Annotated in this window: 27 protein-coding genes; 10 read left to right on the plus strand and 17 right to left on the minus strand. The window is 62.4% G+C overall.

Going from position 1 to position 24065, the window contains the following annotated elements; translation table 11 throughout:
* Positions 1-3: 3 nt before the first annotated feature.
* Both deoC and NKI17_RS04815 read right to left on the minus strand, forming a co-directional pair.
* Entirely contained in the window at positions 4-1053 is a 1050-nt protein-coding gene (gene deoC, locus NKI17_RS04810; RefSeq protein ID WP_352905463.1) for a deoxyribose-phosphate aldolase, read from the minus strand.
* A gap of 162 nt (positions 1054-1215) precedes the next feature.
* Positions 1216-2043, minus strand: coding sequence for a ferredoxin--NADP reductase (locus NKI17_RS04815; RefSeq protein WP_352905464.1), 828 nt, complete (start codon positions 2041-2043; stop codon positions 1216-1218).
* A 218-nt stretch (positions 2044-2261) separates the two neighbouring features.
* Between NKI17_RS04815 and NKI17_RS04820 the strand changes: the two genes are divergently transcribed.
* From NKI17_RS04820 to NKI17_RS04830, 3 genes are read left to right on the plus strand one after another with little or no spacing between them, the layout of a single operon-like run.
* Entirely contained in the window at positions 2262-4346 is a 2085-nt protein-coding gene (locus NKI17_RS04820; RefSeq protein WP_352905465.1) for a hydantoinase/oxoprolinase family protein, read from the plus strand.
* 1 nt (position 4347) lies between these two features.
* Positions 4348-6033 (plus strand): hydantoinase B/oxoprolinase family protein, encoded by a 1686-nt coding sequence (locus NKI17_RS04825; protein WP_352905467.1) that lies wholly within the window; start codon positions 4348-4350, stop codon positions 6031-6033.
* Positions 6030-6404: a hypothetical protein gene (locus NKI17_RS04830; RefSeq protein ID WP_352617851.1), complete on the plus strand. Its 375-nt coding sequence runs from the start codon at positions 6030-6032 to the stop codon at positions 6402-6404. The genes NKI17_RS04825 and NKI17_RS04830 overlap by 4 nt, the downstream gene beginning before the upstream one ends.
* A 45-nt stretch (positions 6405-6449) precedes the next feature.
* Here NKI17_RS04830 and NKI17_RS04835 read toward each other — a convergent pair whose 3' ends face one another.
* From NKI17_RS04835 to NKI17_RS04850, 4 genes are all read right to left on the minus strand, one after another.
* Positions 6450-7106 (minus strand): methionine ABC transporter permease, encoded by a 657-nt coding sequence (locus NKI17_RS04835; protein WP_352782501.1) that lies wholly within the window; start codon positions 7104-7106, stop codon positions 6450-6452.
* Positions 7087-8151 carry a methionine ABC transporter ATP-binding protein gene (locus NKI17_RS04840; RefSeq protein ID WP_352905540.1) on the minus strand — a complete coding sequence of 355 codons (1065 nt, stop codon included), beginning with the start codon at positions 8149-8151 and terminating at the stop codon, positions 7087-7089. Before NKI17_RS04840 ends, NKI17_RS04835 begins: the two co-directional genes overlap by 20 nt.
* Before the next feature lie 133 nt (positions 8152-8284).
* Positions 8285-9133, minus strand: a complete 849-nt coding sequence (locus NKI17_RS04845) for a MetQ/NlpA family lipoprotein (RefSeq protein ID WP_023677115.1) — start codon at positions 9131-9133, stop codon at positions 8285-8287.
* Between the two features lie 345 nt (positions 9134-9478).
* Positions 9479-9778 (minus strand): DUF1236 domain-containing protein, encoded by a 300-nt coding sequence (locus NKI17_RS04850; RefSeq protein WP_023677114.1) that lies wholly within the window; start codon positions 9776-9778, stop codon positions 9479-9481.
* Positions 9779-9982: 204 nt separating this feature from the next.
* Between NKI17_RS04850 and NKI17_RS04855 the strand changes: the two genes are divergently transcribed.
* On the plus strand, positions 9983-10771 hold the full coding sequence (locus NKI17_RS04855) for a DUF1236 domain-containing protein (RefSeq protein WP_352683906.1): 789 nt from the start codon (positions 9983-9985) through the stop codon (positions 10769-10771).
* Positions 10772-10876: 105 nt separating this feature from the next.
* Here NKI17_RS04855 and NKI17_RS04860 read toward each other — a convergent pair whose 3' ends face one another.
* A complete protein-coding gene (locus tag NKI17_RS04860) occupies positions 10877-11080 on the minus strand; it encodes a polymerase (RefSeq protein ID WP_352905468.1) in 204 nt (67 codons plus the stop codon).
* Between the two features lie 285 nt (positions 11081-11365).
* Entirely contained in the window at positions 11366-11920 is a 555-nt protein-coding gene (locus NKI17_RS04865; protein WP_352575226.1) for a DUF4142 domain-containing protein, read from the minus strand.
* A 245-nt stretch (positions 11921-12165) separates the two neighbouring features.
* On the opposite strand from NKI17_RS04865, the gene NKI17_RS04870 reads away from it, so the two are divergent.
* Positions 12166-12462: a hypothetical protein gene (locus NKI17_RS04870; RefSeq protein WP_352905469.1), complete on the plus strand. Its 297-nt coding sequence runs from the start codon at positions 12166-12168 to the stop codon at positions 12460-12462.
* An 11-nt stretch (positions 12463-12473) separates the two neighbouring features.
* Here NKI17_RS04870 and NKI17_RS04875 read toward each other — a convergent pair whose 3' ends face one another.
* Complete coding sequence (locus tag NKI17_RS04875) at positions 12474-12785, minus strand: hypothetical protein (RefSeq protein WP_352905470.1); 312 nt, start codon at positions 12783-12785, stop codon at positions 12474-12476.
* A gap of 309 nt (positions 12786-13094) precedes the next feature.
* Between NKI17_RS04875 and NKI17_RS04880 the strand changes: the two genes are divergently transcribed.
* Entirely contained in the window at positions 13095-13259 is a 165-nt protein-coding gene (locus NKI17_RS04880; protein WP_023677107.1) for a DUF3309 family protein, read from the plus strand.
* A 266-nt stretch (positions 13260-13525) separates the two neighbouring features.
* Here the strand turns inward: NKI17_RS04880 and NKI17_RS04885 are convergent, their stop codons facing one another.
* A complete protein-coding gene (locus NKI17_RS04885) occupies positions 13526-13723 on the minus strand; it encodes a hypothetical protein (protein ID WP_292655400.1) in 198 nt (65 codons plus the stop codon).
* 558 nt (positions 13724-14281) lie between these two features.
* Between NKI17_RS04885 and NKI17_RS04890 the strand changes: the two genes are divergently transcribed.
* Together NKI17_RS04890 and NKI17_RS04895 are read left to right on the plus strand one after the other, a co-directional pair.
* Complete coding sequence (locus tag NKI17_RS04890; protein ID WP_502894436.1) at positions 14282-14956, plus strand: Crp/Fnr family transcriptional regulator; 675 nt, start codon at positions 14282-14284, stop codon at positions 14954-14956.
* A 169-nt stretch (positions 14957-15125) separates the two neighbouring features.
* On the plus strand, positions 15126-15653 hold the full coding sequence (locus tag NKI17_RS04895) for a YciE/YciF ferroxidase family protein (protein WP_292655403.1): 528 nt from the start codon (positions 15126-15128) through the stop codon (positions 15651-15653).
* 136 nt (positions 15654-15789) lie between these two features.
* Here NKI17_RS04895 and NKI17_RS04900 read toward each other — a convergent pair whose 3' ends face one another.
* Positions 15790-16788 carry an ATP-dependent DNA ligase gene (locus NKI17_RS04900; RefSeq protein WP_352905471.1) on the minus strand — a complete coding sequence of 333 codons (999 nt, stop codon included), beginning with the start codon at positions 16786-16788 and terminating at the stop codon, positions 15790-15792.
* Between the two features lie 30 nt (positions 16789-16818).
* Positions 16819-16986, minus strand: a complete 168-nt coding sequence (locus tag NKI17_RS04905) for a hypothetical protein (protein WP_023677102.1) — start codon at positions 16984-16986, stop codon at positions 16819-16821.
* A 226-nt stretch (positions 16987-17212) separates the two neighbouring features.
* Between NKI17_RS04905 and NKI17_RS04910 the strand changes: the two genes are divergently transcribed.
* Positions 17213-17917, plus strand: a complete 705-nt coding sequence (locus NKI17_RS04910) for an MgtC/SapB family protein (RefSeq protein ID WP_031194456.1) — start codon at positions 17213-17215, stop codon at positions 17915-17917.
* 201 nt (positions 17918-18118) lie between these two features.
* Complete coding sequence (locus NKI17_RS04915; protein ID WP_352449581.1) at positions 18119-19381, plus strand: DUF763 domain-containing protein; 1263 nt, start codon at positions 18119-18121, stop codon at positions 19379-19381.
* Positions 19382-19391: 10 nt separating this feature from the next.
* Here the strand turns inward: NKI17_RS04915 and NKI17_RS04920 are convergent, their stop codons facing one another.
* The 5 genes from NKI17_RS04920 to NKI17_RS04940 all read right to left on the minus strand — a co-directional run bounded on the left by NKI17_RS04920 (position 19392) and on the right by NKI17_RS04940 (position 24065).
* Positions 19392-19835, minus strand: coding sequence for a PPC domain-containing DNA-binding protein (locus NKI17_RS04920; protein WP_352905472.1), 444 nt, complete (start codon positions 19833-19835; stop codon positions 19392-19394).
* Between the two features lie 24 nt (positions 19836-19859).
* Positions 19860-20012 (minus strand): peptide ABC transporter permease, encoded by a 153-nt coding sequence (locus tag NKI17_RS04925; RefSeq protein WP_352457805.1) that lies wholly within the window; start codon positions 20010-20012, stop codon positions 19860-19862.
* Positions 20013-20213: 201 nt separating this feature from the next.
* Entirely contained in the window at positions 20214-21929 is a 1716-nt protein-coding gene (locus tag NKI17_RS04930) for an HAD family hydrolase (RefSeq protein ID WP_023677097.1), read from the minus strand.
* Positions 21930-21933: 4 nt separating this feature from the next.
* On the minus strand, positions 21934-22905 hold the full coding sequence (locus tag NKI17_RS04935) for an SDR family oxidoreductase (protein WP_352905474.1): 972 nt from the start codon (positions 22903-22905) through the stop codon (positions 21934-21936).
* A 62-nt stretch (positions 22906-22967) separates the two neighbouring features.
* A complete protein-coding gene (locus NKI17_RS04940; protein ID WP_352905475.1) occupies positions 22968-24065 on the minus strand; it encodes an FAD-dependent oxidoreductase in 1098 nt (365 codons plus the stop codon).

Here is a 24065-nt window from a genome sequence, read left to right on the forward strand (position 1 = left end):
GAATCACGCCATCGCGTGGCGATGATTGGCCGAGTAGTGGCCGGTCAGATGATGCTCGAGCTGGCGCTCTATATCGGTCAAAAGACTCGATGCTCCGAAGCGGAACAGCTCCGGCTCCAGCCACGGCCGGCCCAGTTCTTCTTTCATCAGCACCAGCCAATCGAGCGAGGCTTTTGCCGTGGAGATGCCACCGGCCGGCTTGAAGCCGATGAGATAGCCGGTTTCCTCGAAATAGGCGCGGATAGCGCGCACCATGGCAAGGCCGACCGGCAGCGTCGCGTTGACGCTTTCCTTGCCGGTCGAGGTCTTGATGAAATCTGCACCCGCCATCATCGCCACCATCGAGGCGAGCATGACGTTGCGCAGCGTGGCGAGGTCGCCGGTACCGAGGATCACCTTCAGATGCGCCTCGCCGCAAGCGGCGCGCATCGAGACAATCTCGTTATAGAGCTCCTGCCATTTCGCCCCGAATACCAGGCCGCGCGGGATGACGACGTCGATCTCGTCGGCGCCGTCCCTTACCGATGCTTCGATCTCCTGCAGACGTGTCGAAAGCGGTGCAAGGCCATGCGGGAAAGCCGTGGAAACGGCGGCGACATGGACGCCGCTGCCGCGCAGCGCTTCGACGGCGGTGGCGACGAAGGGCTGATAGACGCAGACCGCCGCCGGGCGGATCTTTTCACCAGTAATGCCGAGCCCCTCGGCAATGTCGCGACGGAACGGGTTGACCGCCTTGGCACAAAGCCGGCGCACGCGCTCTTCCGTGTCGTTCGAGTTCAGCGTCGTCAGGTCCATGCAGGCGACGGCGCGCAGCAGCCAGGCGGCCTGGTTATCGGCCTTGATCGAGCGTCTTTTGGTCAGGCTGGCGACGCGGCGTTCCAGCGCCGAGCGGTTGACGCCGCGCATCGATTCCATGAAGCCGAGATCGAGCCTCATGCCGGGATTGCGAGCAATACCATGGGCTTGCGGCATCGGCGCATTGGCGGCGGCGCGCGCCGGCAGCGGCGTGACCTTCGATGTGCCGACGTCGGTTTCGCGGATTGTGCTGCTCATCTCCTGCCCCTTGTTCAGCGACTTATGCCGAAGATAGACCGTGAAGCAGCGCTTCACGAGTCCTTCAAGCGGTCATAGCGGAAAAAGACAGTCAAGGCAGCCGATTTTTGACCGCCTGATCAAAATCAGGGTCTCGAACCAGTGGACGCTGAACTGCGCGTCTCAGCCGACGAAGGCGCGCTCGACGACGAAGCTTGCCGGATGGTGCAGCGAGCCTTCCTGGAAGCCGAGGCTTTCGGCCAGTTCCTTGACGTCCTTGAGCATATGCATCGAGCCGCAGATCATGATGCGGTCGGTCTCGGGATTGAGCTTGTCGATGCCGAGATCGCTGTAGAATTTGCCCGAGCCGATCAGCGCGGTGATGCGGCCCATGCGCTCGGAGGTCTCACGCGTCGTTGAATTGTAGAGCGTGACGCGGCCACCGGTCAGTTCGCCGATCAGCGGGTCGTTCTCAAGTGCTGCCACCAGCTCCTGGCCGTAGGTGAGTTCGGCATTGTCGCGGCAGGTATGGGTCAGGACCACCTGCTCGAACTTCTCATAAGTGTCGGGATCGCGCAGCAGGCTGGCGAAGGGCGCGATGCCGGTACCTGTCGAGATCATGAACAGGCGCTTGGCCGGCGTCAGCGCGTCGACCACCAGCGTGCCGGTCGACTTCTGCCGCATGATGACGGTGTCGCCGATCTGGATCTTCTGCAGCTCCGAAGTGAGCGGGCCGTCCGGCACTTTGATCGAGAAGAATTCGAGTTCGTCGTCCCAGGCAGGGCTGGCCATCGAATAGGCGCGGAACACCGGCTTCTCGGCATTGGGCAGGCCGATCATGACGAACTCGCCGGAACGGAAGCGCAGCGATTGCGGCCGGGTGATGCGGAACGAAAACAGCCGGTCGGTATAATGCTTCACCGAGACGACGGTTTCGGCATAGACATTGGCCGGTATCGGGAACTGCAACGGCCGGGCTCCGGCAGTGTTGAACGCGGATGTGGTGTTCATCAAACCTAACCTTCCGGGCCAGCTCAGCGCCCGCGCCAAATCTTCACCTGCGCGCCCGAACCGGTCAGGTTCCAGCGTGCCGTTTGCACACTCCGAAGCGGTAAGCTCTTGTGTCCGGAATTTATTAGTATACAAACGATATTTGCGTCAAGACGCCGCCGTAAAACAGCTTTCCAAACTGAGGCATGTAGGCAGTTCGGGCATTTCGGGTTTCGACAATGGGACAGAATTTTTCGGCGCAAGCGCTGGATTCGACTAGCGGCGTCGTCGCCGGCATCGATGTCGGCGGCACCTTTACCGACCTGCTTCTGATCGACGGCCGTGACGGTGGCCGGGTGCACATCGCCAAGACCCCGACGACGGTCGACAACCAGGCGTTCGGCGTCGTTTCGGCACTTGGCGCCACCGGATTTCCGGTCGACGGCATCGACCTCATCGTGCACGGCACGACGACCACCACCAACGCGGTCCTGGAGCGCCGGCTGGCCAAGACCGGCATGATCACCACGCGCGGCTTTCGCGACGTCATCGAGCTTGGCCGGCGGACACGGCCGCAGGCCTATGGCATGACAGGCACCTTCGTCCCGATCATTCCGCGCAATCTGCGGCTCGAAGTGTCGGAGCGGGTCGAGGCCTCGGGCGCGGTGCGCATACCGCTCGACGAGGCCGAGATGCGGGCAGCGATTTCACAACTGATCGAAGCCGGCTGCGAATCCCTCGTCATTCATTTCCTGCATTCCTACGCCAACCCGGCGCATGAGCGGCGTGCCGCCGAGATCGCGGCCGAGCTTTGGCCGAACGGCTACATCACGACAGGCCATGCGCTGCTTTCGGAGGCGCGCGAATTCGAGCGCGGCGTGACCGCTTCGGTCAACGCTTCGGTGCAACCGATCCTCGAACGCTATGTCGAGCGGCTGCGCAAGGAGCTGGCGTCAAAAGGCTACGCCCGCGACTTCCTGATCATGAACGGCAATGGCGGCATGATCTCGGCCCGCTTTGTCACACGTGAGTCGGCCAAAACTGTCATGTCCGGCCCCGCTTCCGGCGTCATTGCTGCCGCCTATACGGGAAAACGCGCCGGCTTCGAAAACCTGGTCACCTATGACATGGGCGGCACCTCGACCGACGTGGCGCTGATCCGCAACGCCGAGCCGGCGGTGTCGAACGAGATCGAGATCGAGTATGCGATGCCGATCCACGTGCCGATGGTGGCGGTGCATACGGTCGGCGCCGGCGGCGGCTCAATCGCCCACGTCGATGCGGCAGGCCTGATCCAGATCGGCCCGGAAAGCGCCGGCGCCAATCCCGGCCCGATATGCTACGGACGCGGCGGCTTGGAGCCGACCATCACCGACGCCAATCTGGTGCTCGGCAGGCTGGCGCCGAAGAAGCTGCTCGCGGTGGAAAACCCGGTCACCGTCGAACGGGTCACCGGCATATTCGAGGACAGGATCGGCCGCGCCACAGGCTTGTCCGGCGTCGAGGCGGCGGGTGCAGTGCTGCGGCTCGGCAACGTGAAGATGGCCGGCGCCATCCGCATGGTCTCGGTGTCGCGCGGCCACGACCCGCGCGATTTCGCGCTGTTCGCCTTCGGCGGCGCCGGGCCGCTGCATGCGACGGCATTGGCGCGCGAACTAGGCCTGCCGAAAGTGCTGGTGCCGGCGCGGCCGGGCATCACCAATGCTCTCGGCTGCGTCGTCGCCGATCTGCGCCATGATTTCGTCAACACGGTCAACCAGTCGGTGCCCAGTCTCGACGAAACCCAACTCCATGAGACATTGGAACGGCACCGAAACGAAGGCGAGGAGCTGATCGGCAAGGAGGCGGTGAAGCCGGAAATGATCCGCGTCACGCATTCCGCCGACATGCAGTTCGTCGGCCAGACGCATATCATCAACGTGCCGCTGCCGTCGTCTGCGGTGACACGCGAGGGACTGCAGCAACTGTTCGAGAAGGCCTATTTCGCCCGCTTCAAGGTCCAGTTGCCGGAAATCCGCGCCAATCTGGTCAACCTCAACACCTCGGTCACCGGCGTGCGGCCGGCAATCGATCTGTCCCGGCTGATCGACCCGGCTGGGCGCGCCAAAACGCTAGAAGAGGCGCGGCGCGAAATCCGGCCTGTCTGGTATGGCGGGCGCTGGTACGACACGCCGGTCTACAGCAGAGAGAAGTTGCCGCTCGACGCAACAATCGAAGGTCCGGCGATCCTCGAACAGATGGACGCCACCACCGTGCTGGAGCCCGGCGACCGGGCGCGATCGGATGCCGACGGCAACATCATCATCGATATCGGTGAGGCCTGAGATGGAAAAACTCGACGCCATCACCCTTTCGGTCATCCAGGCGGCGCTACAGCAAGTCTGCGACGAAATGGACCTGACGTTTTCGCGCGCCGCGTTCTCGCCTGTCATCGCCGAGGCCAACGACCGTTCGGATGGCATCTATTCGGCGCTCGATGGTTCGCTGATCGCGCAAGGCAGCCAGGGCCTGCCGGTGTTCGTCGGCGTCATGCAGTATTCGACCAAAACCGTGATCGAGATGATCGCCGACGGACACTGCCTGCCGCCCGAGCCGGGCGATATCTACATCGTCAATGATCCCTATCTCGGCGGCACCCACCTGATGGATGTGCGCTTCGCCATGCCGGTCTACCGCGACGGCAGGATATTCTGCTGGCTTTCGAACACCGGCCATTGGCCCGACATTGGCGGTTCGGTGCCGGGCGGCTTCTCCGCCTCGGCAACGGCGGTGGAGCAGGAAGGCTTGCGACTGCCGCCGGTGAAATTGTTCAAGAAGGGCGTGCTCGACCCTGAGATCTACGCCATCATCTGCTCCAACATCCGTGTCGCCGACCAGCGCATTGGGGACATTCGGGCGCAAGCGGCGGCACTGCTGATCGGTCAGGACCGACTGAACGGAATCCTGGATCGTTACGGAGATGAAACGGTCGTCGATGCGATCGCCGAACTGCGCCGCCGCGCCGCTGAACAGATGCGCGCGAACATATCAGCCATTCCCGACGGCATTTACCGGTCGCAGGCTTTTGTTGATTCCGACGGCGTGGTCAACGAGCCGCTGACTATCGCGCTGGCGGTCGAAAAACAGGGCGACACGCTCAGCTTCGACTTCTCGGGCTCATCAAAGCCCTGCGCCGGGCCGATGAACAGCGTGCTGGCGACGACCTTGTCCTCGGTCTATCTCGCCATGCGGCACATTTTCCCCGACGTGCCGATCAGCGCCGGCGCCTTCGAGCCGCTGATCGTCAAGCGGCCGGAAGGCACCTTCCTCGACGCCAAATATCCGCGCCCGGTATCGGGCTGCGCGGCCGAGGTTTCGCAGCGCATTGCCGAGGCGGTGTTCGCTGCGATGGTGCAGGCGCTGCCGGACAAGGTGACGGCGGCTCCGGCCGGCTCCAGCGGCAATTTCGCGCTCGGCGGCAACGATCCGGCCCGCGGCCGCGATTATGTCATGTACCAGATCTCCGGCGGCGGCTATGGCGGCAATGCCGGTCACGACGGCCTGACCAATGGCTGCTCGACCATCGGCATTTCCAAGTCGCCACCGGTCGAAATCATGGAGCAGGCCTTCCCGGTGCTCTACCGCCACTACGCCCTGCGCGAAGGCTCGGGCGGCGCCGGCAAGCATCGCGGCGGTTTTGGCCTCGCCTATGAGGTCGAGATCCTGCGCGGCGACGCCCGCGCCTCTTTCGTCATGGATCACGGCCGCTTCGGCCCGCAAGGCGCGCTCGGCGGCAAGGACGGCGCGGTCAACACGGTCACCGTGTTCCGCGACGGCAAGGAACATGTGCCGCCGCACCTCTCCAAGGAACAGGACATCGCGCTGAAGGCAGGCGACCGCGTGCGCGTTAGCACGCCGGGCGGCGGCGGCTACGGCGATCCGTTGCAGCGGGATCCGGAATTGGTCGATCGGGACGTCAGGCTAGGGTACTATACCGCCGAGCAAGCCAGGGACCTGTTCGGGATCAAATGAATCCACAAGAGAAATTCAAATGCCGTGTCTGCGGCCTCGATCAATCTCCCGATCTGCCATGGGGCGAGAACGGCAAAGAACCCAGCTACATCATATGTTCGTGCTGTGGAGTGGAGTTCGGCTACGAAGACGACGGCCTCGGCAATTGTTTGTCAATTCGCCGGCATTGGGTGGAGGTTCGGCGATGCAAGTGGTTCGCGCCGGAGGATCGGCCGCTTGATTGGGACATGCCCGCTCAAATCAGAGGTATTCCGTTAGCCTATAAAGGCGCAGAGGATGAGCAACTGATCCAACGATATCTGCAGGCCGGAGAGCCGCCGCTACAAGGCTTGGCGGCGCTGAGCGCGGTGGAGAAGCCGGACCGGCTGTGAGGGTTTTACCGGGTGCTGGCATATCGCCCAGACCGCTGCGCACCGCTATGCCCTGTGGTCCAGCCTCGCGACCAGCCGGTCGCCGGCCCACTGGATGCCGCAGACCAGGATGATCAGCACAATGACAACGGCGATCATAACGGACGTCTCGAAGCGCTGGTAGCCGTAGCGGATGGCGAGGTCGCCGAGCCCGCCGGCGCCGATGGCGCCGGCCATCGCCGAGGCGCCGATCAGCGTCACCAGCGTCACCGTGAAGCCGGCGACGATGCCGGGCAACGCTTCCGGCACCAGCACCTCTCGAATGATCGTCCAGCGGTTGCCGCCCATGGCGCGTGCTGCCTCGATCAGCCCGTGGTCGACCTCGCGCAGCGACACTTCGGCGATCCGGGCATAGTAGGGCGTCGCCGCGATCGACAGCGGCACAATCGCTGCCCAGGTGCCGATCGAGGTGCCGACGATCAGCCGCGTCACCGGGATCAGCGCAACCAGCAGGATGATGAAAGGCACCGAGCGGAAGCCGTTGATGACCGCTGCGAGCGCGCGGTTCACCCACAGGTTTTCGGCGATACCGCCGCGGTCGGTGGCGACCAGCGCCAGGCCGAGCGGCAGCCCGAAAACCAGCGAGATGAGGCCGGAGGCGGCCGTCATCAGGATCGTTTCCCAGATCGAACGGACGAGAAGCTCAAACAGAACCGGCGACATGGCCAAGCACCTCCACCCGCGCTTGGCGGGCTTTCAAGAACGCGATCACCTCTGCCAGGTGAGCTTCATTGCTGCCGGCGACCGCCACGAACAGTGTCCCGACAGGCTGCAGCTGGACGTGATCGATGCCGCCATGCACGAGGCGGAACGAGCCGGGAACTGCCGAGGCAAGATCGGACAAAAGCGGGCTTCGGGCGGCCTCACCCGCCACGTCGATCCTGAGGATCGCCTCCACGCCGGCGTTCTGCGTTAGCCGGCTTGCGATCTCCGCCGGCAATTGCGGCCGGATGCCGCCGAGCAGGCTTTGTGTGATCGCCGACTTCGGATCGGCAAACACCGACCACACCGGCCCTTGCTCGACGATCCGCCCAGCGTCGATCACCGCGACACGATCGGCGATCGAACGGATCACCTCCATCTCATGGGTGATGAGCAGGATGGTCAGGCCGAGCTGCCGGTTGATATCTCTGAGCAAGGCGAGGATGGAGCGCGTCGTCTCCGGGTCCAATGCCGAGGTCGCTTCGTCGGACAGCAGCAGCGCCGGGCGCGCCGCAAGCGCCCGGGCAATGCCGACGCGCTGCTTCTGCCCGCCCGACAGCGACGCCGGATAGGCTTTCGCCTTCTCCGACAGGCCGACGAGCTCGAGCAGCTCGGCAGCGCGCGCCAGGCGTTCGGCCCTGGGCCGGCCTTCGATCTTGAGCGGCAGCGCTACATTGTCTTCGACCGTCTTGGCAGACAGCAGGTTGAAATGCTGGAAGATCATGCCGATACGCCGGCGCAGCGGTTGCAATTCGCGCTCGCCGAGCCGGCTGATGTCGCGGCCTTCGATGAAGACCTGTCCTGTATCCGGCCGCTCCAGGCCGTTCAGGCAGCGTATCAGCGTCGACTTGCCGGCGCCGCTCCGGCCGATGATGCCGAGGATCTCGCCCTGGCGCACGCTGAGCGATACGCCGTCCAGCGCCGCTGTCGCGCCGAAGCAGCGCTTCAGCTCGATGAGGCGCACGACATTGTTCGGTCCCGCGGAGCGGCCGCCGACGGGATGCATGACTTCGGTGACCGAGGCGAAATGCTGGTTCATGAAAGTTCCTGTATTCGTGCCCGCAAAACGCGATCGCGGTCCGCGTTGGAGCGCGGACCGCTTTATCATGCCGGGCTTCAGCGCCAAGTCGAGCTCGGTATCAATAGGCGCTGATGCCGGTTCCCTTGTAGACTCGGTCGAATTCGGCCTTCACCTTTTCGTTCTGGTAGGAGGCGACCAATGTCTTTACCCAGGGCTGGTTTTCATTGCCGGCCTTGACCGCGATGAAGTTGCGGTAGGGATTGTCGGCCACCGCCTCCTGGGCGATGCGGTTCTCCGGTGTGAGGCCGCTTTTAAGCGCCCAATCCGTGTTGACCACGGCCCCGTCGAGGTCTTCCACCGAGCGCCCGACAATCCCGGCGTCAAGCTCCTTGACGACCAATTTCTTCGGGTTTTCGGCAATGTCGGTCGTCGTAGCCAGAATGCCGGTGCCTTCCCTGAGCTTGATCAGACCTTCGCTCTGCAGAACGCGCAGTGCGCGGCCCTCGTTGGACGGGTCGTTCGGCACGCCAATGACGGCGCCTTCGGGCAGGTCGGCAATCTTCGTGTACTTCTTGGAATAGAGGCCGATCGGCCAGACCCCGGTATAGCCGACCGGGACGATGTGATAGCCCTGCGTCTTGATCTGGTTGTCGAGATAGGGCTTGTGCTGGAAGGCGTTGGCGTCGATTTCGCCACGCTCGAGTGCTTCATTCGGCTGGGTGTAGTCGTTGAACACCACGGTCTCGATCGTCAGCCCCCTCTCCGCCGCCTGGGCGGTGACGACGCGCCACACATCCTCGTCCTCGCCGCTCATGATGCCGACCTTGACCGCCGTCTTGTCTTCGGCGAACGACGGCGCAGCAAGGCCGACAATCCCAACCGCCGACGCGAAAAGTACAGCCAGACCGGCGCGCCGGTTTATACTTGCGGAGAGAAATGAGAGCAAAGTGTTGGTATTCCCAGACATGATCTATCCCGTCGGTTCTGAAGTCGTTGCGGCCAGGCGGAGTGCCAAGCCTTGCTGGCATCATCGGGAATGCTGACCGTCGGATCAAAGCACCGTATTTCCCGCGAAATGCGAAGCCAGGAATATTCTCTCAAAGTTTCGGGCCTGGCGAGCACAGGGCGTGCTGGGATCATGCGTTCTAAGCCAATGCTGGTTCAGAAATTGTCCGGACGTCGTCTCCGATATGAGGCCCGCCGTGCTTCGAAGCGGCGGGCCTTTCTGCGTCCGAATGCCCAACACGGGCAGCAGTGTGGGATGTCGACAATGCTGGACGCGCCGCATGTCCCTTCAAAGCGACGCGCTTGCTCACTCGATGACCTTTACAATCCTGCGCGTGCCAGGATCGACCAGGACGGTCCGATTGTCGACGACGACATAGCGGTATTTGACGTCGGGAACCTCATGAAGCTCGACGGTATCGGGCAGGGTCGAGCCGACATTGAGCTCCACGCCGGGAAGCTGCACGGACGCCAGAGGCTGCTTTTTCACATACTCGCGTACGATCGTCTCCTGCTGCGGTTCGATGACCACGTCCTGAGCGGCAGCGGCGCCAATACCCGCAAGCAGCAAGAACCCAGCCGCGGCTGCCGAAAGATGCATTCTCATGATCGTCTCCTTTCGTCGTGAGCCACCTCTGCGCTGCGCCGCGTCATGCTGTTCGCAGCGGGGTCGCTATAGGCCGGTAACGTCATCAGGTGGAGCTTGTTCCGCCACTCGGATCGCTTGCCGTTTCGCTCCATTAGTTTGGAACAAAGTTTTTTAGCCGCGGTTTTACGCGGTGAAGGGACGCGTTTTCCAAGGAGATCTCTCATGAAAGGCGTTCTGATCACCAGCATGCTAGCAATCAGCGTCAGCTGCGGGGCTGCACTTGCCCAGACGCAGCAGTCGACCGACGACCAGTCCGGCGCCAATTGTGCAGCCGGCACTGCCAATTGCCAGAACGGCGCCAAAATGGGCGAGCAGGCCCAGGGCAAGGCCGGCGCTACGACTGATCAACAGGCGCAAGGCAACAAGAAGCTGAAGACCGATGAGCAAGCCCAGGGCAAGGCCGGCGCAACGACTGACCAGCAAGCCCAGGGCAAACCGAAACTGAAGACCAACGAGCAGGCTCAGGGCAAGGCTGGCGCCACGACTGACCAGCAGGCCCAGGGCAACACAAAGATGAAGACCGATCAGCAAGCCCAAGGCAAGGCCGGACCCACCACCACCGAGCAGACCCAAGGCAACACGAAAATGAAGACCGAGGAGCAGGCTCAGGGCAAGACTGGGACCACGACCACCGAGCAGACTCAGGGCAATGCCTCGACGCAGACGCAAGACCAGAGTTCGACCGCGTCCATCAACAATGTAACCGTTGAACAGAAGACGGAGATCACGCAGGTCATCAAGGAGACGAACGTCCAACCGGTTTCCAGCGTCGATTTCGACATCTCTGTCGGTGTCGAGGTTCCGCGAAAGAAGGTCCGGCTGCATCGCCTGCCGGCGCGCATCGTCAAGATCGTTCCGGCTTACGAAGGCTATGAGTATTTCGTGCTCGCCGACGGCCGGATCGTCATCGTCGACCCGAATACCTACAAGATCGTGATTATCCTGACCTAGTCGTGGCCAGACGGTCTACCGTGAGTTGATGCACCAAAAAAGCCCGCCGCGCAGCTCGGGCGGCGGGCTTTTCCGTACCCGGCTCCAGCGTCTGCAAATCGCAAATCAAGGTCCGTCCTCGGGGCGAGGAGCGAGCACGGTGTGATCGATGGTGTCGGGCAGGCAGGGACTGGGCACGCAGCTTGTTCGGACTGACGCGGTGGTCATGGCATCGATATCCGTAACCAGCACCATTCTCGCGTAGTGCCGCGACCACAGCGGCTCTCCAAACAGGACGAAGACGCCGCCAATCATCAAGGCCAGCAACATGAGTGCCGTAATTTGCAAATATCTCGCCGTAGCGCATGAAGGCAGCCTGTCCCGTTCGGAAAGCGATTTCAGCCTGTGACAGCGGCGACCAGGACGGCGCCGAAAGCCGGCGCTACTATCCTTGAGGCCCCGCGAATGCCGCCTTCCATTGGATCCTCCCCCGAACAAGCCGGATAAATAACGGCACTCTCGGTGCTTTGTTCCCGGCCGTGTGGCCGGACGACAGCTGCGTCACACAGGCCGTGTGTGGGGCGGCCTTTCGTTTGCAAAAGGCACTCTTCGCTCTCATTGATGCGCGGCAGCGAGGTCCTTGAGATGACGTTCGTGCATTTGCAGCACCGGCAGCGTCTTCTTGGCAAACTCCTTCATCGCCGGATCGTCGCCGGAATTCGCGTAAGCGGAAAACAGCGCCACCGCTTCCTTATGCGCCTGGGTCTGCATGTCGATATATTTCGATTGGAAGCTGTCCCCGCTGGCCTCCTTGAGTTGGTCGAGCAGCGCCTGGTGCTTGGTGTCCAGCGACGGGCCGGCTGGCGCGGTGGCCGAAGTCGTCTGACCCTTGCTGAGCGCCGCCTTGAAGTCCTCGCCGGCCTTGGTGTGGTCCGTGACCATTTGCGCCGCGAATGCCTTCACGTCGTCGGCAGTCGCCTGCGTCTGCGCAAGTCGGCTCGATTCGATTTCGAATGTATTGGCGATGGGCACGGTCTTGACGAACGTCGCGGTGTCAACCTTGCTCATGGTGTCGGTCGTTAGAGGCGTCAGCGTCGCCGATTGGGCAAAAGCAGCCAAAGGTGCGCCAGCCATCATCGCTGCCGCAGTGATGGATAGAAGGGTTTTCATGGGGGTTCTCCGAGGCTGATGTCATCCCTCCGATGGCTCAACGCGCAAGCTGCGGCGAGGTTGCCTGGTCGTGGCGGCCACAGCCGCCGCCAGGCCAAACAATGGTTTGGAAACGCAAAACAAAAGACGCCGGCTGCGTCCTGCAAAGTGCAACGCAAGCCACGAGATCGTACGGAATCGTACAAGCTCTTTCGCTTTGCGGCAGTCTTGCTATCGTTGGCTGGGAGAGATGGGTGGAGGCTTCCGTGGGGCAGATCAAGTCGCCGCTAGGAATCGGTATTGACACCGACGCTGCCGTTCATACCATCATGGCCGACTATCATTCCGGCGACATTCTCTCGACCACCGTCGTCATAGCCGATTTGCGCAAACGCTTTCCCTGGTTCCGGCAAACCGACGAGGAGCTGGTTGGCTTCATCGTTCGGGCGCTGGACGGTCGGGATATCGCGGTCAGCTTCGACCACCGCGCGGCCGCTAGGCTGATTTTACGGCAAAACCAGCCGGCCGCGGAGCTTATGCTCCGCGGCCTCGTCAGGCTGTGATGACCGGGCGCTTACTTGCCGCAGTGGTTGTCGTTCACCGTCGGCGCCATCGTGCCCGGAGCCTTGCCGGTCGCATCGGGCAGAGCCCCCTGCGGGCCAGGCGGGCAATTCCGGTCGGCATTCGAATTCGTCGTTGAGAAATCGCGAATGCTATTCGTGATGGTCGAATCCGTGCCGGTGTCAGGGCCGCCATTATCCGGGACTACGACCGCCCGCCCGCTACCGTCGGCAGCGGCTCCGGACGGGTCGCCGACGTTCTGGGCCATCGCTGACGTGGCCAGACCGATCGTAAGCGCCGAAGCGGCGAGAATTTTCGTGAGCATGATGCTTCTCCTTTTTACGAGGGTCGTCGCGTTGCGACTACGAAAACAACCGTTCGGGCGGGCGAAGGTTCCGACAAATTCCCCATGAAATTCAGCATGTTCTCAGGTGTTCAAGGCGACCGCCATGCCATTCTCCGCGGGCATGCATCTGTGGACTTTTCTGACGGCACGGCCCGGCATTTTGCTCGCCGCATGAGCGTACGCCTTACCGTTCCGCCGGAACAGGAATGCTTCTTGCGAGTTCATACCTTTGTACAATGCGACGCGCTGATGCGAATGGCGGCAGCGCAAACAAGGAGAGCAGACATCATGGGCCTTGGAACCATTCTCATCATAATCTTGGTCCTTGCCTTGCTTGGCGGCTTCAGCGGCTTGGGCGGCGGACCGTTCTATGGCACCGGCTATTACGGTGGTGGCGGCCTCGGCCTGGTGCTGCTTATCGTCATTATCCTGGTCCTGCTTGGGCGCATTTAATGCATGTCGCGCAAAAGTGTGCAGCGGTTTTGTGATAGCGACATGCATAAAACAGGAACCTAAAGCGCATCGCATGAGGCCGGTCGAACGCGACGCGCCTTAGTGTCCGTTCACGACAAAAACGCCTGCCGCTTGGCAACAAGCGCCGGGCGTTTTGTCGTGAAGAGACAAGATTTCCAAGATCCTTGGCCAACCAGGATCCTTGGCTAAAAACGGCGACCCGGTTCCGAACCTTTCGGCACCGAGGACACCACCATAGCAGCAGCTTAGTGTTGGCGATCGGCGGCCAGCGCTTCTTTCAGATCGGCGCTGAGCACACCCTCGTTGAACAGTGACATGATACGGGCGGCCAACCGCTCGCGGACAGGACTGTCGTCCGCAACACCCAACTCACGGCAGCAGTCGTCGAGCGCTTTTTTCAGCACGCTCAGTTCGGCTGGAGTTGCTGCACCTTGCATCGACATGCCATCCTCCCTTGAAAAAGGGCGAAAGCGCGAAGCGTCTTTCAAGCGTCCACTCGCCATGTCTGTGTGGACGACTCCAATTCAATTAGCGCCGCTCTCGTCCAAACTCAATGTACGGAAATTACCAAACAGACAGTTTGGGAACGACTGCCTTGCACCTGCATTGTTGCTGCGATCCAACCCACCCCTCATTTGGATCATTGGGCGTAGCCCACGACGCCCGAATGGAGCCCGTTGCATCCCTCGCGACGGGCTCTTTCGCGTCCGGTGACCTCAATTGTCGTTTTCGTACCAAACCGTCTTTGGTACGTTTCCAACTCTAACTTTCAGTCGGATGTTTTCGTAGGCAAGCGGCAGGAGAAACTGTCGTGCATCGATTCATTTTTTTATTTAGTAGGCTCCATACCTTTCAGTGCTTATATGAGCGTTATCGTCCGCAGGTTATACCGGGCGCGGACGGCTGGGAGATAAAAAAGCTCTTGCCCTGTTTTGGGGCCAGCTATGTCTGATCCAGCAATTTCCAATAGAAATCTATACAGAAACAAGCTGTTGCGCCGGATGAGCGCCGGCGATTTCGCATCTCTCGAGCCGCACATCGAGCGCTGTTCACTGGAGTTACGGCAATCGCTCGAAGTGTCCGGATCGCCGATCGAGGCCATTTATTTCCTCGAGGACGGCATCGGTTCGGTGGTTGCGAAAATGCCGAACGGCAGCGATGCGGAAGTTGGCCTTGTCGGCTTGGAAGGTATGACCGGCTCGGCCCTGATAATGGGCGACGACCGTACGATCCATGATTGCTATGTGCAGCTGGCGGGAGAAGCCGCCAGGATCGACGCCGAGCCGTTCAAGGTGGCGCTGACGCAAAGCCCGACGCTGCGGCTGTTCTTGCTGCGCTACGTGCAATATCTGCATGTCCAGACCGGCTATACGGCGCTGGTCAACGCGCGATCGAAACTTGAAGACCGGCTGGCGCGCTGGCTGCTCATGTGTGACGATCGGGTGGACGGCGGCCGGCTGACGATCACTCACGAATTCCTGTCGATCATGCTTGGCGTAAGACGTCCGGGTGTCACGGTCGCGCTGCAGCTGCTCGAGGGGCGAGGGCTCATCCGGTCCCGCCGCGGCGAAATTATCATTCGCGATCGCGATGGTCTCGTCGCACTGGCGGATGGCGGCTACGGCCTGGCCGAGGCCGAATATACCCGCCTGGTCGAGCATATCGGCGAGCGCTGACGGCGCTTTCCTGGCCGATTGCTGCCGCAGGTCGAGGCCCCTTGCGACACTACACGGCGGGTCGGAAAAATTTTCAAGGCTCCCGGACCGTCAGGGAACTTGTTTCCCGTCGGAGGGTTATGGGACGCCTCTACTTTGCGAGGCGGCACCAACCATTCGGGAGAGGATCATGGCGACCACGAAAAAGGCCGCGAAGGCGGCAAGCAAGGGCCTTGAGGATCTGTTCCTCGACGGGCTCAAAGACCTCTACTACGCCGAGAAGAAGATACTGAAAACACTGCCCAAAATGGCCAAGGGCGCGGAGTCGGAAGAAGTGACCGCCGCCTTCGAGAAACACCGCATGGAAACCGAAGGACATGTCGACCGCCTCGAGGAGGTGTTCGAGAAATTCGGCAAGCCGGCCCGCGGCAAGACCTGCCCGGCGATCGACGGCATCATCGAAGAGGGCTCGGAAGTGCTCGAGGAGTATAACGGTGCTCCCGCGCTCGACGCCGGGCTTGTCGGTGCGGCGCAAGCCGTCGAGCATTACGAGATCGCTCGCTACGGCACTTTGATCGCGTGGGCGGAAGAACTCGGCAAGAGCGACGTTGTCGAGCTGCTCAGGGCAACTCTCAAGGAAGAGGTCGCGACCGACGAAGCGCTTTCCAAGCTCGGCGAAAGCGGTGTCAACGAACGCGCAATGCAAGAAGCCGCTTGATTTCAAAACCGCAACCGAGCCTCGGAAATGGCTGCCAAGGCTCGGTTGGCCGCGGTGAACCGGTGAATTCTGCATTGGTCTGTCATGAACGGTAGAGCGGGCAGCTAGAGCCTTGAAGCGGTGCATCGCTGCGGGCTTACTCGATCTGATCGAACGTGCATTGCCGGGGCTCCTTGTCCGGCCGCCAGCGCAACAGCTTGGTTCCGTGCCGGAACCGGTCGCCTGTCACATGGTCGAAACGAACCTCGACCACCAGTTCAGGCTTTATCGGCTCCCATTGTCCGCTGCGCTCCGTGCTCCAGCGGCTTGGCCCGCCCGGCGCCTTGCCGGTGAAACCCGGTTTGGCCCGCAGTTTTTCCAGCCGCCTGGTCAGCGCCGCCCGGTCGTCCTTGCCGATGGTCGAGGTGAACCCGACATGGTCCAGCCTGCCTTCGTTGTTGTAGAGGCCGAGCAGCAGGGATCCGACTTCGTTGCTGCCGGCGAGATAGCGAAAGCCGCCGACCACGCAATCCGCAGTTCGCAGCCGCTTGACCTTGACCATGGCGCGCTCGCCGGGCCGGTATGGCTCGGCGATCAGTTTTGCAACGACACCGTCGGTCGAGCCATGGCCGGCGCCTTGCAGCCAGCGCTCGGCGGCAGCGGCGTCGTGCGTGCATTTGGACAGGCGCAGTTCGGGCCGTCCCGCCGACGCGACAAAGGCCTCGATCGCCCGTCTCCTGGCGCTGAGCGGTTGTTCGATGATGACCTTGCCGCCGGGTTCGGCCAGCACATCGAACAGGACAAGCATGGCGGGCGTCTCGAGGCTCAATTTGCGGATCCTGCTTTCGGCGGGATGGAGGCGCATTTGCAGGGCCTCGAACGAGGACGATCCGTCGACCTCGATGACGATCTCGCCGTCGACCACAAACCGTCGCGACCTCACATCGCGCAGCACCGCGACCAGTTCGGGAAAATAGCGGCCAAGCGGCTTGCCCGATTTTGCACGCAGATCGACGGCATCGTCGCCCTTGAACACGAGGCAGCGAAACCCGTCCCATTTCGGTTCGTACTGCCAAAGCCCGTCGCCGCCAGGAATTGCGTCGGCGGCTTTGGCTTCCATCGGACGAAGGTCGAGCGGCAACGGAAATGCGGTCATGGCTGGTCCGCGCCGCCGCTGAGGCATTCGCTACCGCCGTCGGCCATTCCCCTGCGCCCCGCTTTCCCGCCTCGGCACCTTGCGGCCGGTTTGGTCGGGTGAAGGCGACCGCGGATCGACCTCGTCGGACCCACCGATCTCCTTGGTGATGCGATAGGCCAGATAAGCGACGGCTCCGGCAAGCAGCAAGCGGACCATGACTGCAAATCCTTCGTTGGCGTGAACCCACCAACCCGCAGGCCGAAGGTTTTGTTCCGCCGCTGCCCATCGCCGGGGTGAATCGTCGGCGGCGCAACCAAAATCCAAGCGCATCGTTTGTTGCTTATCGACGAAAAGAATTTGCGATGAAGACGCTCTTGCCCTTGTTCGCTTTGACCCTGGCGCTATTCCTGGCCAGCAGCGCTTGGCCTGACGGGTGACCGCGATGCTCCTCGTTGTTCCGGTCTGGCAGGACATCGCGGCACGACTGCTTCTGACCGCGCTCGCCGGCCTGTTGATAGGCCTCAACCGCGAGGCGCGCGGGCACGCGGCGGGGCTACGCACCACCGTGCTGGTCGGATTGGCCGCCGCCATCACAATGATCCAGGCCAGTATTCTGCTCGAGACCGTTGGCAAGCACCCGGATTCGTTTGCATCGATGGACGTCTTGCGCTTTCCGCTGGGCGTGTTGACCGGCGTCGGCTTTATCGGCGGTGGCGCCATTCTTCGCCGCGGCAATCTTGTCAGCGGCGTCACCACGGCGGCCACGTTGTGGGTGATGACGGCGATCGGCTTGGCTTTCGGTGGTGGCCAATACGGCTTGGGCGCGGCCGGCACGGCGCTGACGCTGGCCACCTTGCTGGTCCTGAAATGGGTGGACCTTCGAATGTCGCGCGAACACCATGCCCAGTTGGCACTGACGTGGAAGGCCGCGGCTCGACAGGAGCTCGATGCGCTCATTGGGCCGCTTGGCTACCAGGCACGCCTCGTCGCAATAGAGAGGCGCCCAGATCTCAAGGACCCTGTGTTCTCGTTCGAGATCAGTTGGAGGCGGCCCGACACGGGCGCACCGCCAATGGATCTGCTGGCATCGGTTGGCGAGCATTGCGAGATCCAGAAGTTTGATCTCCTCAGCGAACCTGCCCGCTAGAGCGGTTCATCGTTTCACGGAAACGCCGAAACGCTCTATCTCTTTGTTTCTGCGCAATCCCGGACGGAAAACCGTTTCACACTTTTCCTGGAATTGCTCTAGCGGCTTGCAACGATCGCGGTCTGAATCAGGCCATAGCTTCTCCACACCCCTTTCGATACCTATCTGTCGAGGCAGGACTCAAGGAGCAAGCAAAAGAGCGTGGCACAGCGATCGGGAAGTGCTGATCTTCCACTTCACGGCGGACGCGTGCCGAAATGGCTCGGCGACCGCATGACGCGGCTTGGCGCGGTCATGTGCGAGGCGATCATCCACCATTACGGCCGCGATGAGTTGCTGCGCCGGCTGGCGCATCCGTTCTGGTTCCAGTCCTTTGGCGCCGTAATGGGGATGGACTGGCACTCTTCCGGCATCACCACCAGCGTCGTCGGTGCCTTGAAGCGCGGTCTGTCGCCGCTTTCCGGCGAACTCGGCATCCACGTTTGTGGCGGCCGCGGCGCGCATTCGCGCAAGACCCCGCACGAGCTTGCCCTGATCGGCGAGCGTGTCGGCCTCGACGGGCAAGGCCTCGCGACTGCCAGCCGGCTTGTCGCCAAGGTGGACAGCGCCGCGGTCCAGGACGGTTTCGATCTCTATCTGCACGGCTTTATCGTCACCGACGACGGCAAGTGGGTGGTGGTGCAGCAGGGCATGAACGGCGACAGCAAGGTGGCGCGCCGCTATCACTGGCTGTCCGAAGGCCTGAAGAGCTTTGTCGACCAGCCGCATGCTGCCATCGAGGGCGCCAACCAGGGCGAGATCGTCAACCTGACCGACCGGCGCGCTGAAGCGTCGCGCCAGGGACAACTGGACCTTCTGCACGACCTTGGACCGGATCGCATCGTGAGGGAGCTTGCCGCTTTGGAGCGGGGTTCGGCGCCAGCGCCTGAGCCGGCACAAAAGCTGCTGCCGCATCTGGTGATGCCGGCGCACCACGATGTGCGCGAAAGCGACGTCGTCATGCGCCGCCTGCACGGCAACATCGCGGCGGCGGCCGAGCGCGGCCCGACAGATTTCGCCGGGCTTCTCCTGGTGCCCAATGTCGGCGCGCGCACGGTGCGGGCGCTGGCGCTGGTCGCCGAAGTCGTGCATGGCGCGCCGTGCCGTTTTTCCGATCCAGGCCGTTTCTCGCTGGCGCATGGCGGTAAGGACAGGCACCCGTTCCCCGTGCCGCTGAAGGTCTATGACGAGACGATCGGCGTGCTGAAGTCGGCTGTCCAGAAGGCCAGGCTCGGCCGTGACGAAGAGATCGGCGCGTTGCGGCGGCTGGACGACCAGTCGAGGCAGGTCGAGCGCTATGTCACCGGCCCAAGCCTGAAGGAAATCGTCGCCGGGGAGTTCGAGCAATCGCATCTGCTCGGCGGCCGCAGCGTCTTCGGTTGGGAGGTCGTACCCGAAACGGCCGCAGTCAAATCAACGAAGTGATCGGCTCGGATCAAGCCTCCAAGTCGATCAGGGCGACGCCGAGTTCGGGATGGTGCCTGCGGCGCAGATGGCCAGGCGTCTCCACCAATGTGACCTCGAGCGTCGGCCGCACGATGCCGTCCAGCAGATGACCGCCCCTCGTGGTGCCGTCACTCAATCCAAGGACTGCGTGGACGTGCAGGCTGGGCTTGCCGTCGTCGCCGATAGCAACATCGCCGATCGCGCTCAGCACTTCGCACTGTTCCCGGACGGGGATTTTCCGGTAGGTCCTTTCTCCAGGGTCGAACCAGCCGACGGTTGCGCTTTCGAAAGCGCCGAGCGCGGTCAGCGACGCGCCGCCGACGCCACGGTCGACTGCAAATGACGTCAGCTGCGCAAACGCCTCTTCGCCGGGATCAAGCACAACGACGAACGTTCTCTGTCCGGCGCTTTCGGCAACAAGCTGTGATTTCATGATTTCGCTCCAGCCGTCAGGAATTCAAATCCACCACACCAGCAATGCCAGCAAGACGAGACCCACTAGGCCGGCGATGAAAATGATCCGGCGCGCCCGCGTCCGCAGGATGATCTCGCCCTGCCGCGCCTGTTCCGCTGAAAAGACAGGACCATCCTTGTCCCGGTCGTTGCTCATCCATCGTCTCCTTTCGAGCAATTATTCAGCATTGAATAGATCTGGCGCCCGATAGAACACAATCTCGTTTGGCGGATGAGGTTCCACGATGGACCATCGACGGTTGGAACTGACTGGGACTCGGCCGTCTGCCGAGGTGGGACGGAGATCGACCACGAGGTGAACCCAGCCGGCTTGGGACCGGCTGGGCGCCGTTTGCATCTATTCCTTCGGCGCGGTCGCGGGCGCGGTATAGCGGCGGCGCACCGCGTCCAGGACGTGCTTGCGGCTCTCCTGCGCCGAAAGTGTGCCGTCTTTCTCCGCTTCGGCGGTTTCGCGCGCCAGTTCCTTGTCCCTGATCTGGTGGCGAAACCATTCGGAATAGTCGCCGGCGCGCAAATGATGTTCCCAGGTCCTGTCGTCGATGCCCTCGGCGATCTGGGCGAAAATCATCAGATTATGGGCGCGGAGGTTCATCGCATTGTCGGGGCCGCGGAAATAGAAGCTGCCCTTCTCGTCCAGCTGGCCCTCGGCATATTTGCGGCTGTGCCGCTTGAGCGACTGTCGCGGTTCGATCGGCTCGACCATGGCAGGTTTCTTGCGCGCCTGCGGCCGCCAGAACAGCACGCGCTCGTCTTTTGGAGAGTTCAGGTCCTTGTCCTTTGGCGGTTCGGTGCCGGTCTCGTGACAGAACGTCTTGATGACCTTTTTCGCCTTGGGGCCGAGTGCGATGACGGCGGTGACCAGCCGCAATGCCTCGGTTGAGATCGCGTCCGGATGAACCGTGATCAGGATCGTGCCCGGCAATTCCATGGCCAGCACCATTGGCGTGTCGTCGCGCCGCTTCGGCAAGAGGTGATGCGCCTCGTCGATGATCAGCCAGTGTGGTCGTGCCGTGCGGAAGCGAACACCGCCAAGGCCCGGCAGCAGGTCGGCAAAGAAGTCCGGCCGCTCGTTAACGCGCAGCGCCAGGCCATTGACGACCAGATTGTTGTCCGGCTTCTCCAGGAGATCGAGCAACTGCGTCTTCGTCGGCGCGTTCGAGCCGTCGCCCAGCCGGACGGCGCCTTCGAGACCGTCATAGTCGCCTTCCGGATCGAAGATGCAGAACTGGAACTTTCTCTCGACGAAGCGCTCCGTCAGTGCAGTCGCCAGGGTCGATTTGCCGATGCCGGAGCTGCCGGCGATCAGCACCGTATCGGTTGGCGACAGATACACCTCCTTGCCATCCTCCGAGCCAAGCAGAATGCCGTCGCGGTTCGGCACAAGCTCGCGATCGCGCTCGACCACCTTGGCGATCAGTTCCTCGACGCCTTTTCCGCGCGCGCCGCGTGTCACGAGATCCGCCGTATCCTTGACTGCCGGCAGTGCGTTGTCGACGGCGACGCTGAAGCCGCAGGCGCGCAGGAAGGCGTGGTCGTTTTCGGCGTCGCCGACACCGACGACGTTGTGCGGCGACAATCTGAGGTCCTGAAGCGCGGCTGTCAGCCCGGTCGCCTTGTTGATGCCGCTGGGCAGGATCATCACCGCGCCCTTGTTGAAGATGATTTCCAGCTCCAGCCCCAATTTCTTGATGACCTCGAGCGCGGTAGCCTGATGCGGTTCCCAGGTTGCGACGATCGAGCGTCCGACCGAAAGCGGTTTGACACCGCGTTTCCTGAGTTTGGCGATGAACTCGGGGGCGGGCGGCGGGGATATCGTCCGCTCCTCCTCGCTGGCCGGCGTGTAGATCAGCGCCCCGTTTTCCGCGACCACCTTGTCGAAGATCGCGACTTCGGGAAAGACGCGTTTCAGGTCGGGCAGCTCGCGCCCGGTGACGAGAATGAGTTTGCGGCCGCTCTTCTTGAAGCGTTCAAGCGCCGCAAGCGTCTTCTCGGCAACGACCCCTTCATGCGCCAGCGTGCCGTCATAGTCAGTGGCCAGGGCAATGAAATACATGCCGTCAGTAGCCGCCCACGATCGGCAATATCTCGCCGGTGATGTAGCTCGAGCAGTGTGGCGAGGCGAGGAACACGTAGGCCGGCGCGATCTCCTCCGGCTGGGCCGGCCGTTTCATCGGAGTGTCAGCGCCAAATTTCGAAACATCGCCGGCTTCCTTGTCCGAGGGGTTGAGCGGCGTCCAAACCGGGCCTGGCGCCACGGCGTTGACCCTTATGCCCTTCTCGACAAGGTTGCCCGAGAGCGCGCGGGTGAAGGCATGAATGCCGCCCTTGGTCATGGAGTAATCGACCAGTTGCTTCGAGCCCTCGATGCCGGTCACTGAACCGGTATTGATGATCGCCGAACCGGGTTTCATGTGCGGCACGGCCTCCTGCGCCATGTGGAAATAGCCGTAGAGGTTGGTCTTCAGCGTCGTGTCGAAATGCTCCTCGGTCAGCTCGCTGAAATCGCTGGAGTGGATCTGGAAAGCGGCGTTGTTGACCAGCACGTCGATCCGCCCAAACTCCTGCACGATCTCAGCCACCGCGTTGTGGCAGTGGTTGCGTTCGCTGACGTCGGCCTTGATCAGGATGCAGCGCCGGCCTTCCGCTTCGACGGCCCGTTTGGTATCTTTGGCGTCCCTATCCTCCGAGAGATAGACGATCGCCACATCGGCGCCTTCACGCGCATAGAGCACGGCCACCGCACGGCCGATGCCTGAATCGCCGCCGGTAATGACGGCCACTTTGCCGTCGAGCTTTTTCGATCCGATATAAAATGGCGCATCGTAGAGCGGCGCCGGCTCGATCGCCCATTCATGGCCCGGCTTCGGCTGGTGCTGCTCGGGGAAGGGCGGCTCGGGATATTTGCGGGCGCCGGCCTGCATGGCGCCTTTTTGCTTGCCATTGGATTTGGACTTGTCCTTCTCGTCGATACGGCGCTGGATATGCCGCTGCTTGGCGGCCTCGCCGGCGATTTCCGATTTCATCTGCATGGTCATCTCCCTGGCTTGAAACCCAACAACGCATGTCCGGCGAAAAGGTTTATGCGACCACGTCATTCCTTGAGCCCGGCGACACGCTCCAGCAGCGGCCGTTGCAGCAGCGGCAGATGGCCGACGACGCTGAAGGCCGCGTTCCTGACGCCTTGCATGATGCCGTTGTCCGACTGGGCCAGCGAGAGGATGCGCTCGCTGAGCGTGATCCACCGTTGCCCCACCGGGTGGCGTTCGCTTGTGTAGCCGGCAAGCGTGCCGTCGACGAAACGCCTGGCGAAGGACGCGGCGTCCTCGATGCCGAGATTCATGCCGCGCGCGCCCAACGGCGAATGCACATGCGCGGCATCGCCTCCCAGGAAGACGCATGCGGTTTGATAGCGCGGCGCCTGTCGTACCGGAATATGGAAGCGGTCGGCCCGCAACAACCGCGTGATCCGGTAATTGCCGGGGATGCGCGCCAACGCATCCTCGCTGTTTGAAACCGCGCGATAGCGCTTCTCGCCGATCGGGATGACGAAACCGACGTCGCCGTTCCTGTGAAGAAATGCGTGGGCGGCCATCGGCTCATAGGGCCAATCGTCGATGTCGGCGTCGGCAATGCTCCATTGCCGCCGATGCGTGTAGCCATCGAAGCCGATGCCCATGGCATCACGCACGGTGCTTTGCGCACCGTCGGCTCCGAAGACAAGGTCGAAACTTGCCTCGTCACGGCCGTCTGGCGCCTCGATCCGCACCTCGGCGCGGCCTTTGTGCTCGGCCATGCCGACAAATGTGCTTCGCCATTCGACGTCGATGCCAAATCCCTTGAGCGTATCGGTCATCAGCGATTCGGTGTCGCGCTGCGGCAGCGACAGCAGGAAATTATGGCGGTGCGGCAGGATCGAGAAATCGATCTCGCCGAGCGCTCGTCCTTCGAAGTAGAAACGGGCTCGGCGAATTTTCAATCCTTCGGCGAGCAATCGGGCAGCGACTTTGGACGGTTCAAGGATGTCGAGGCTGTGCGAACTGATGCCGACCGCCTTGGCGAGCGGCGTCGGGCCTTCCTTGCGGTCGATGATGCGAGGTGCAATGCCGCGCCTTGCCAGTTCGACTGCCGCCGTCAGCCCGGTCGGGCCGGCGCCGACGATCAGGATGGAAGCGTCCCGCGAAGCCGTCAT

Origin of the sequence: Mesorhizobium sp. M0816 (assembly GCF_040320005.1) — a bacterium.
In the GTDB taxonomy this organism is placed as follows: Bacteria; Pseudomonadota; Alphaproteobacteria; order Rhizobiales; family Rhizobiaceae; genus Mesorhizobium.

Coding starts and splice junctions, on each gene's coding strand:
- NKI17_RS04880 (WP_023677107.1), top strand. CDS start 13,095: ATGGGCCTTGGAACCATTCTCATCATAATCTTGGTCCTTGCCTTGCTT.
- NKI17_RS04865 (WP_352575226.1), bottom strand. CDS start 11,920: ATGAAAACCCTTCTATCCATCACTGCGGCAGCGATGATGGCTGGCGCA.
- NKI17_RS04905 (WP_023677102.1), bottom strand. CDS start 16,986: ATGGTCCGCTTGCTGCTTGCCGGAGCCGTCGCTTATCTGGCCTATCGC.
- deoC (WP_352905463.1), bottom strand. CDS start 1,053: ATGAGCAGCACAATCCGCGAAACCGACGTCGGCACATCGAAGGTCACG.
- NKI17_RS04850 (WP_023677114.1), bottom strand. CDS start 9,778: ATGAGAATGCATCTTTCGGCAGCCGCGGCTGGGTTCTTGCTGCTTGCG.
- NKI17_RS04825 (WP_352905467.1), top strand. CDS start 4,348: ATGGAAAAACTCGACGCCATCACCCTTTCGGTCATCCAGGCGGCGCTA.
- NKI17_RS04860 (WP_352905468.1), bottom strand. CDS start 11,080: ATGTTGCTGGCCTTGATGATTGGCGGCGTCTTCGTCCTGTTTGGAGAG.
- NKI17_RS04895 (WP_292655403.1), top strand. CDS start 15,126: ATGGCGACCACGAAAAAGGCCGCGAAGGCGGCAAGCAAGGGCCTTGAG.
- NKI17_RS04815 (WP_352905464.1), bottom strand. CDS start 2,043: ATGAACACCACATCCGCGTTCAACACTGCCGGAGCCCGGCCGTTGCAG.
- NKI17_RS04930 (WP_023677097.1), bottom strand. CDS start 21,929: ATGTATTTCATTGCCCTGGCCACTGACTATGACGGCACGCTGGCGCAT.
- NKI17_RS04840 (WP_352905540.1), bottom strand. CDS start 8,151: ATGCATCCCGTCGGCGGCCGCTCCGCGGGACCGAACAATGTCGTGCGC.
- NKI17_RS04910 (WP_031194456.1), top strand. CDS start 17,213: ATGCTCCTCGTTGTTCCGGTCTGGCAGGACATCGCGGCACGACTGCTT.
- NKI17_RS04920 (WP_352905472.1), bottom strand. CDS start 19,835: ATGAAATCACAGCTTGTTGCCGAAAGCGCCGGACAGAGAACGTTCGTC.
- NKI17_RS04820 (WP_352905465.1), top strand. CDS start 2,262: ATGGGACAGAATTTTTCGGCGCAAGCGCTGGATTCGACTAGCGGCGTC.
- NKI17_RS04855 (WP_352683906.1), top strand. CDS start 9,983: ATGAAAGGCGTTCTGATCACCAGCATGCTAGCAATCAGCGTCAGCTGC.
- NKI17_RS04935 (WP_352905474.1), bottom strand. CDS start 22,905: ATGCAGATGAAATCGGAAATCGCCGGCGAGGCCGCCAAGCAGCGGCAT.
- NKI17_RS04890 (WP_502894436.1), top strand. CDS start 14,282: ATGAGCGCCGGCGATTTCGCATCTCTCGAGCCGCACATCGAGCGCTGT.
- NKI17_RS04830 (WP_352617851.1), top strand. CDS start 6,030: ATGAATCCACAAGAGAAATTCAAATGCCGTGTCTGCGGCCTCGATCAA.
- NKI17_RS04885 (WP_292655400.1), bottom strand. CDS start 13,723: ATGTCGATGCAAGGTGCAGCAACTCCAGCCGAACTGAGCGTGCTGAAA.
- NKI17_RS04835 (WP_352782501.1), bottom strand. CDS start 7,106: ATGTCGCCGGTTCTGTTTGAGCTTCTCGTCCGTTCGATCTGGGAAACG.
- NKI17_RS04940 (WP_352905475.1), bottom strand. CDS start 24,065: ATGACGGCTTCGCGGGACGCTTCCATCCTGATCGTCGGCGCCGGCCCG.
- NKI17_RS04925 (WP_352457805.1), bottom strand. CDS start 20,012: ATGAGCAACGACCGGGACAAGGATGGTCCTGTCTTTTCAGCGGAACAG.
- NKI17_RS04875 (WP_352905470.1), bottom strand. CDS start 12,785: ATGCTCACGAAAATTCTCGCCGCTTCGGCGCTTACGATCGGTCTGGCC.
- NKI17_RS04900 (WP_352905471.1), bottom strand. CDS start 16,788: ATGACCGCATTTCCGTTGCCGCTCGACCTTCGTCCGATGGAAGCCAAA.
- NKI17_RS04845 (WP_023677115.1), bottom strand. CDS start 9,133: ATGTCTGGGAATACCAACACTTTGCTCTCATTTCTCTCCGCAAGTATA.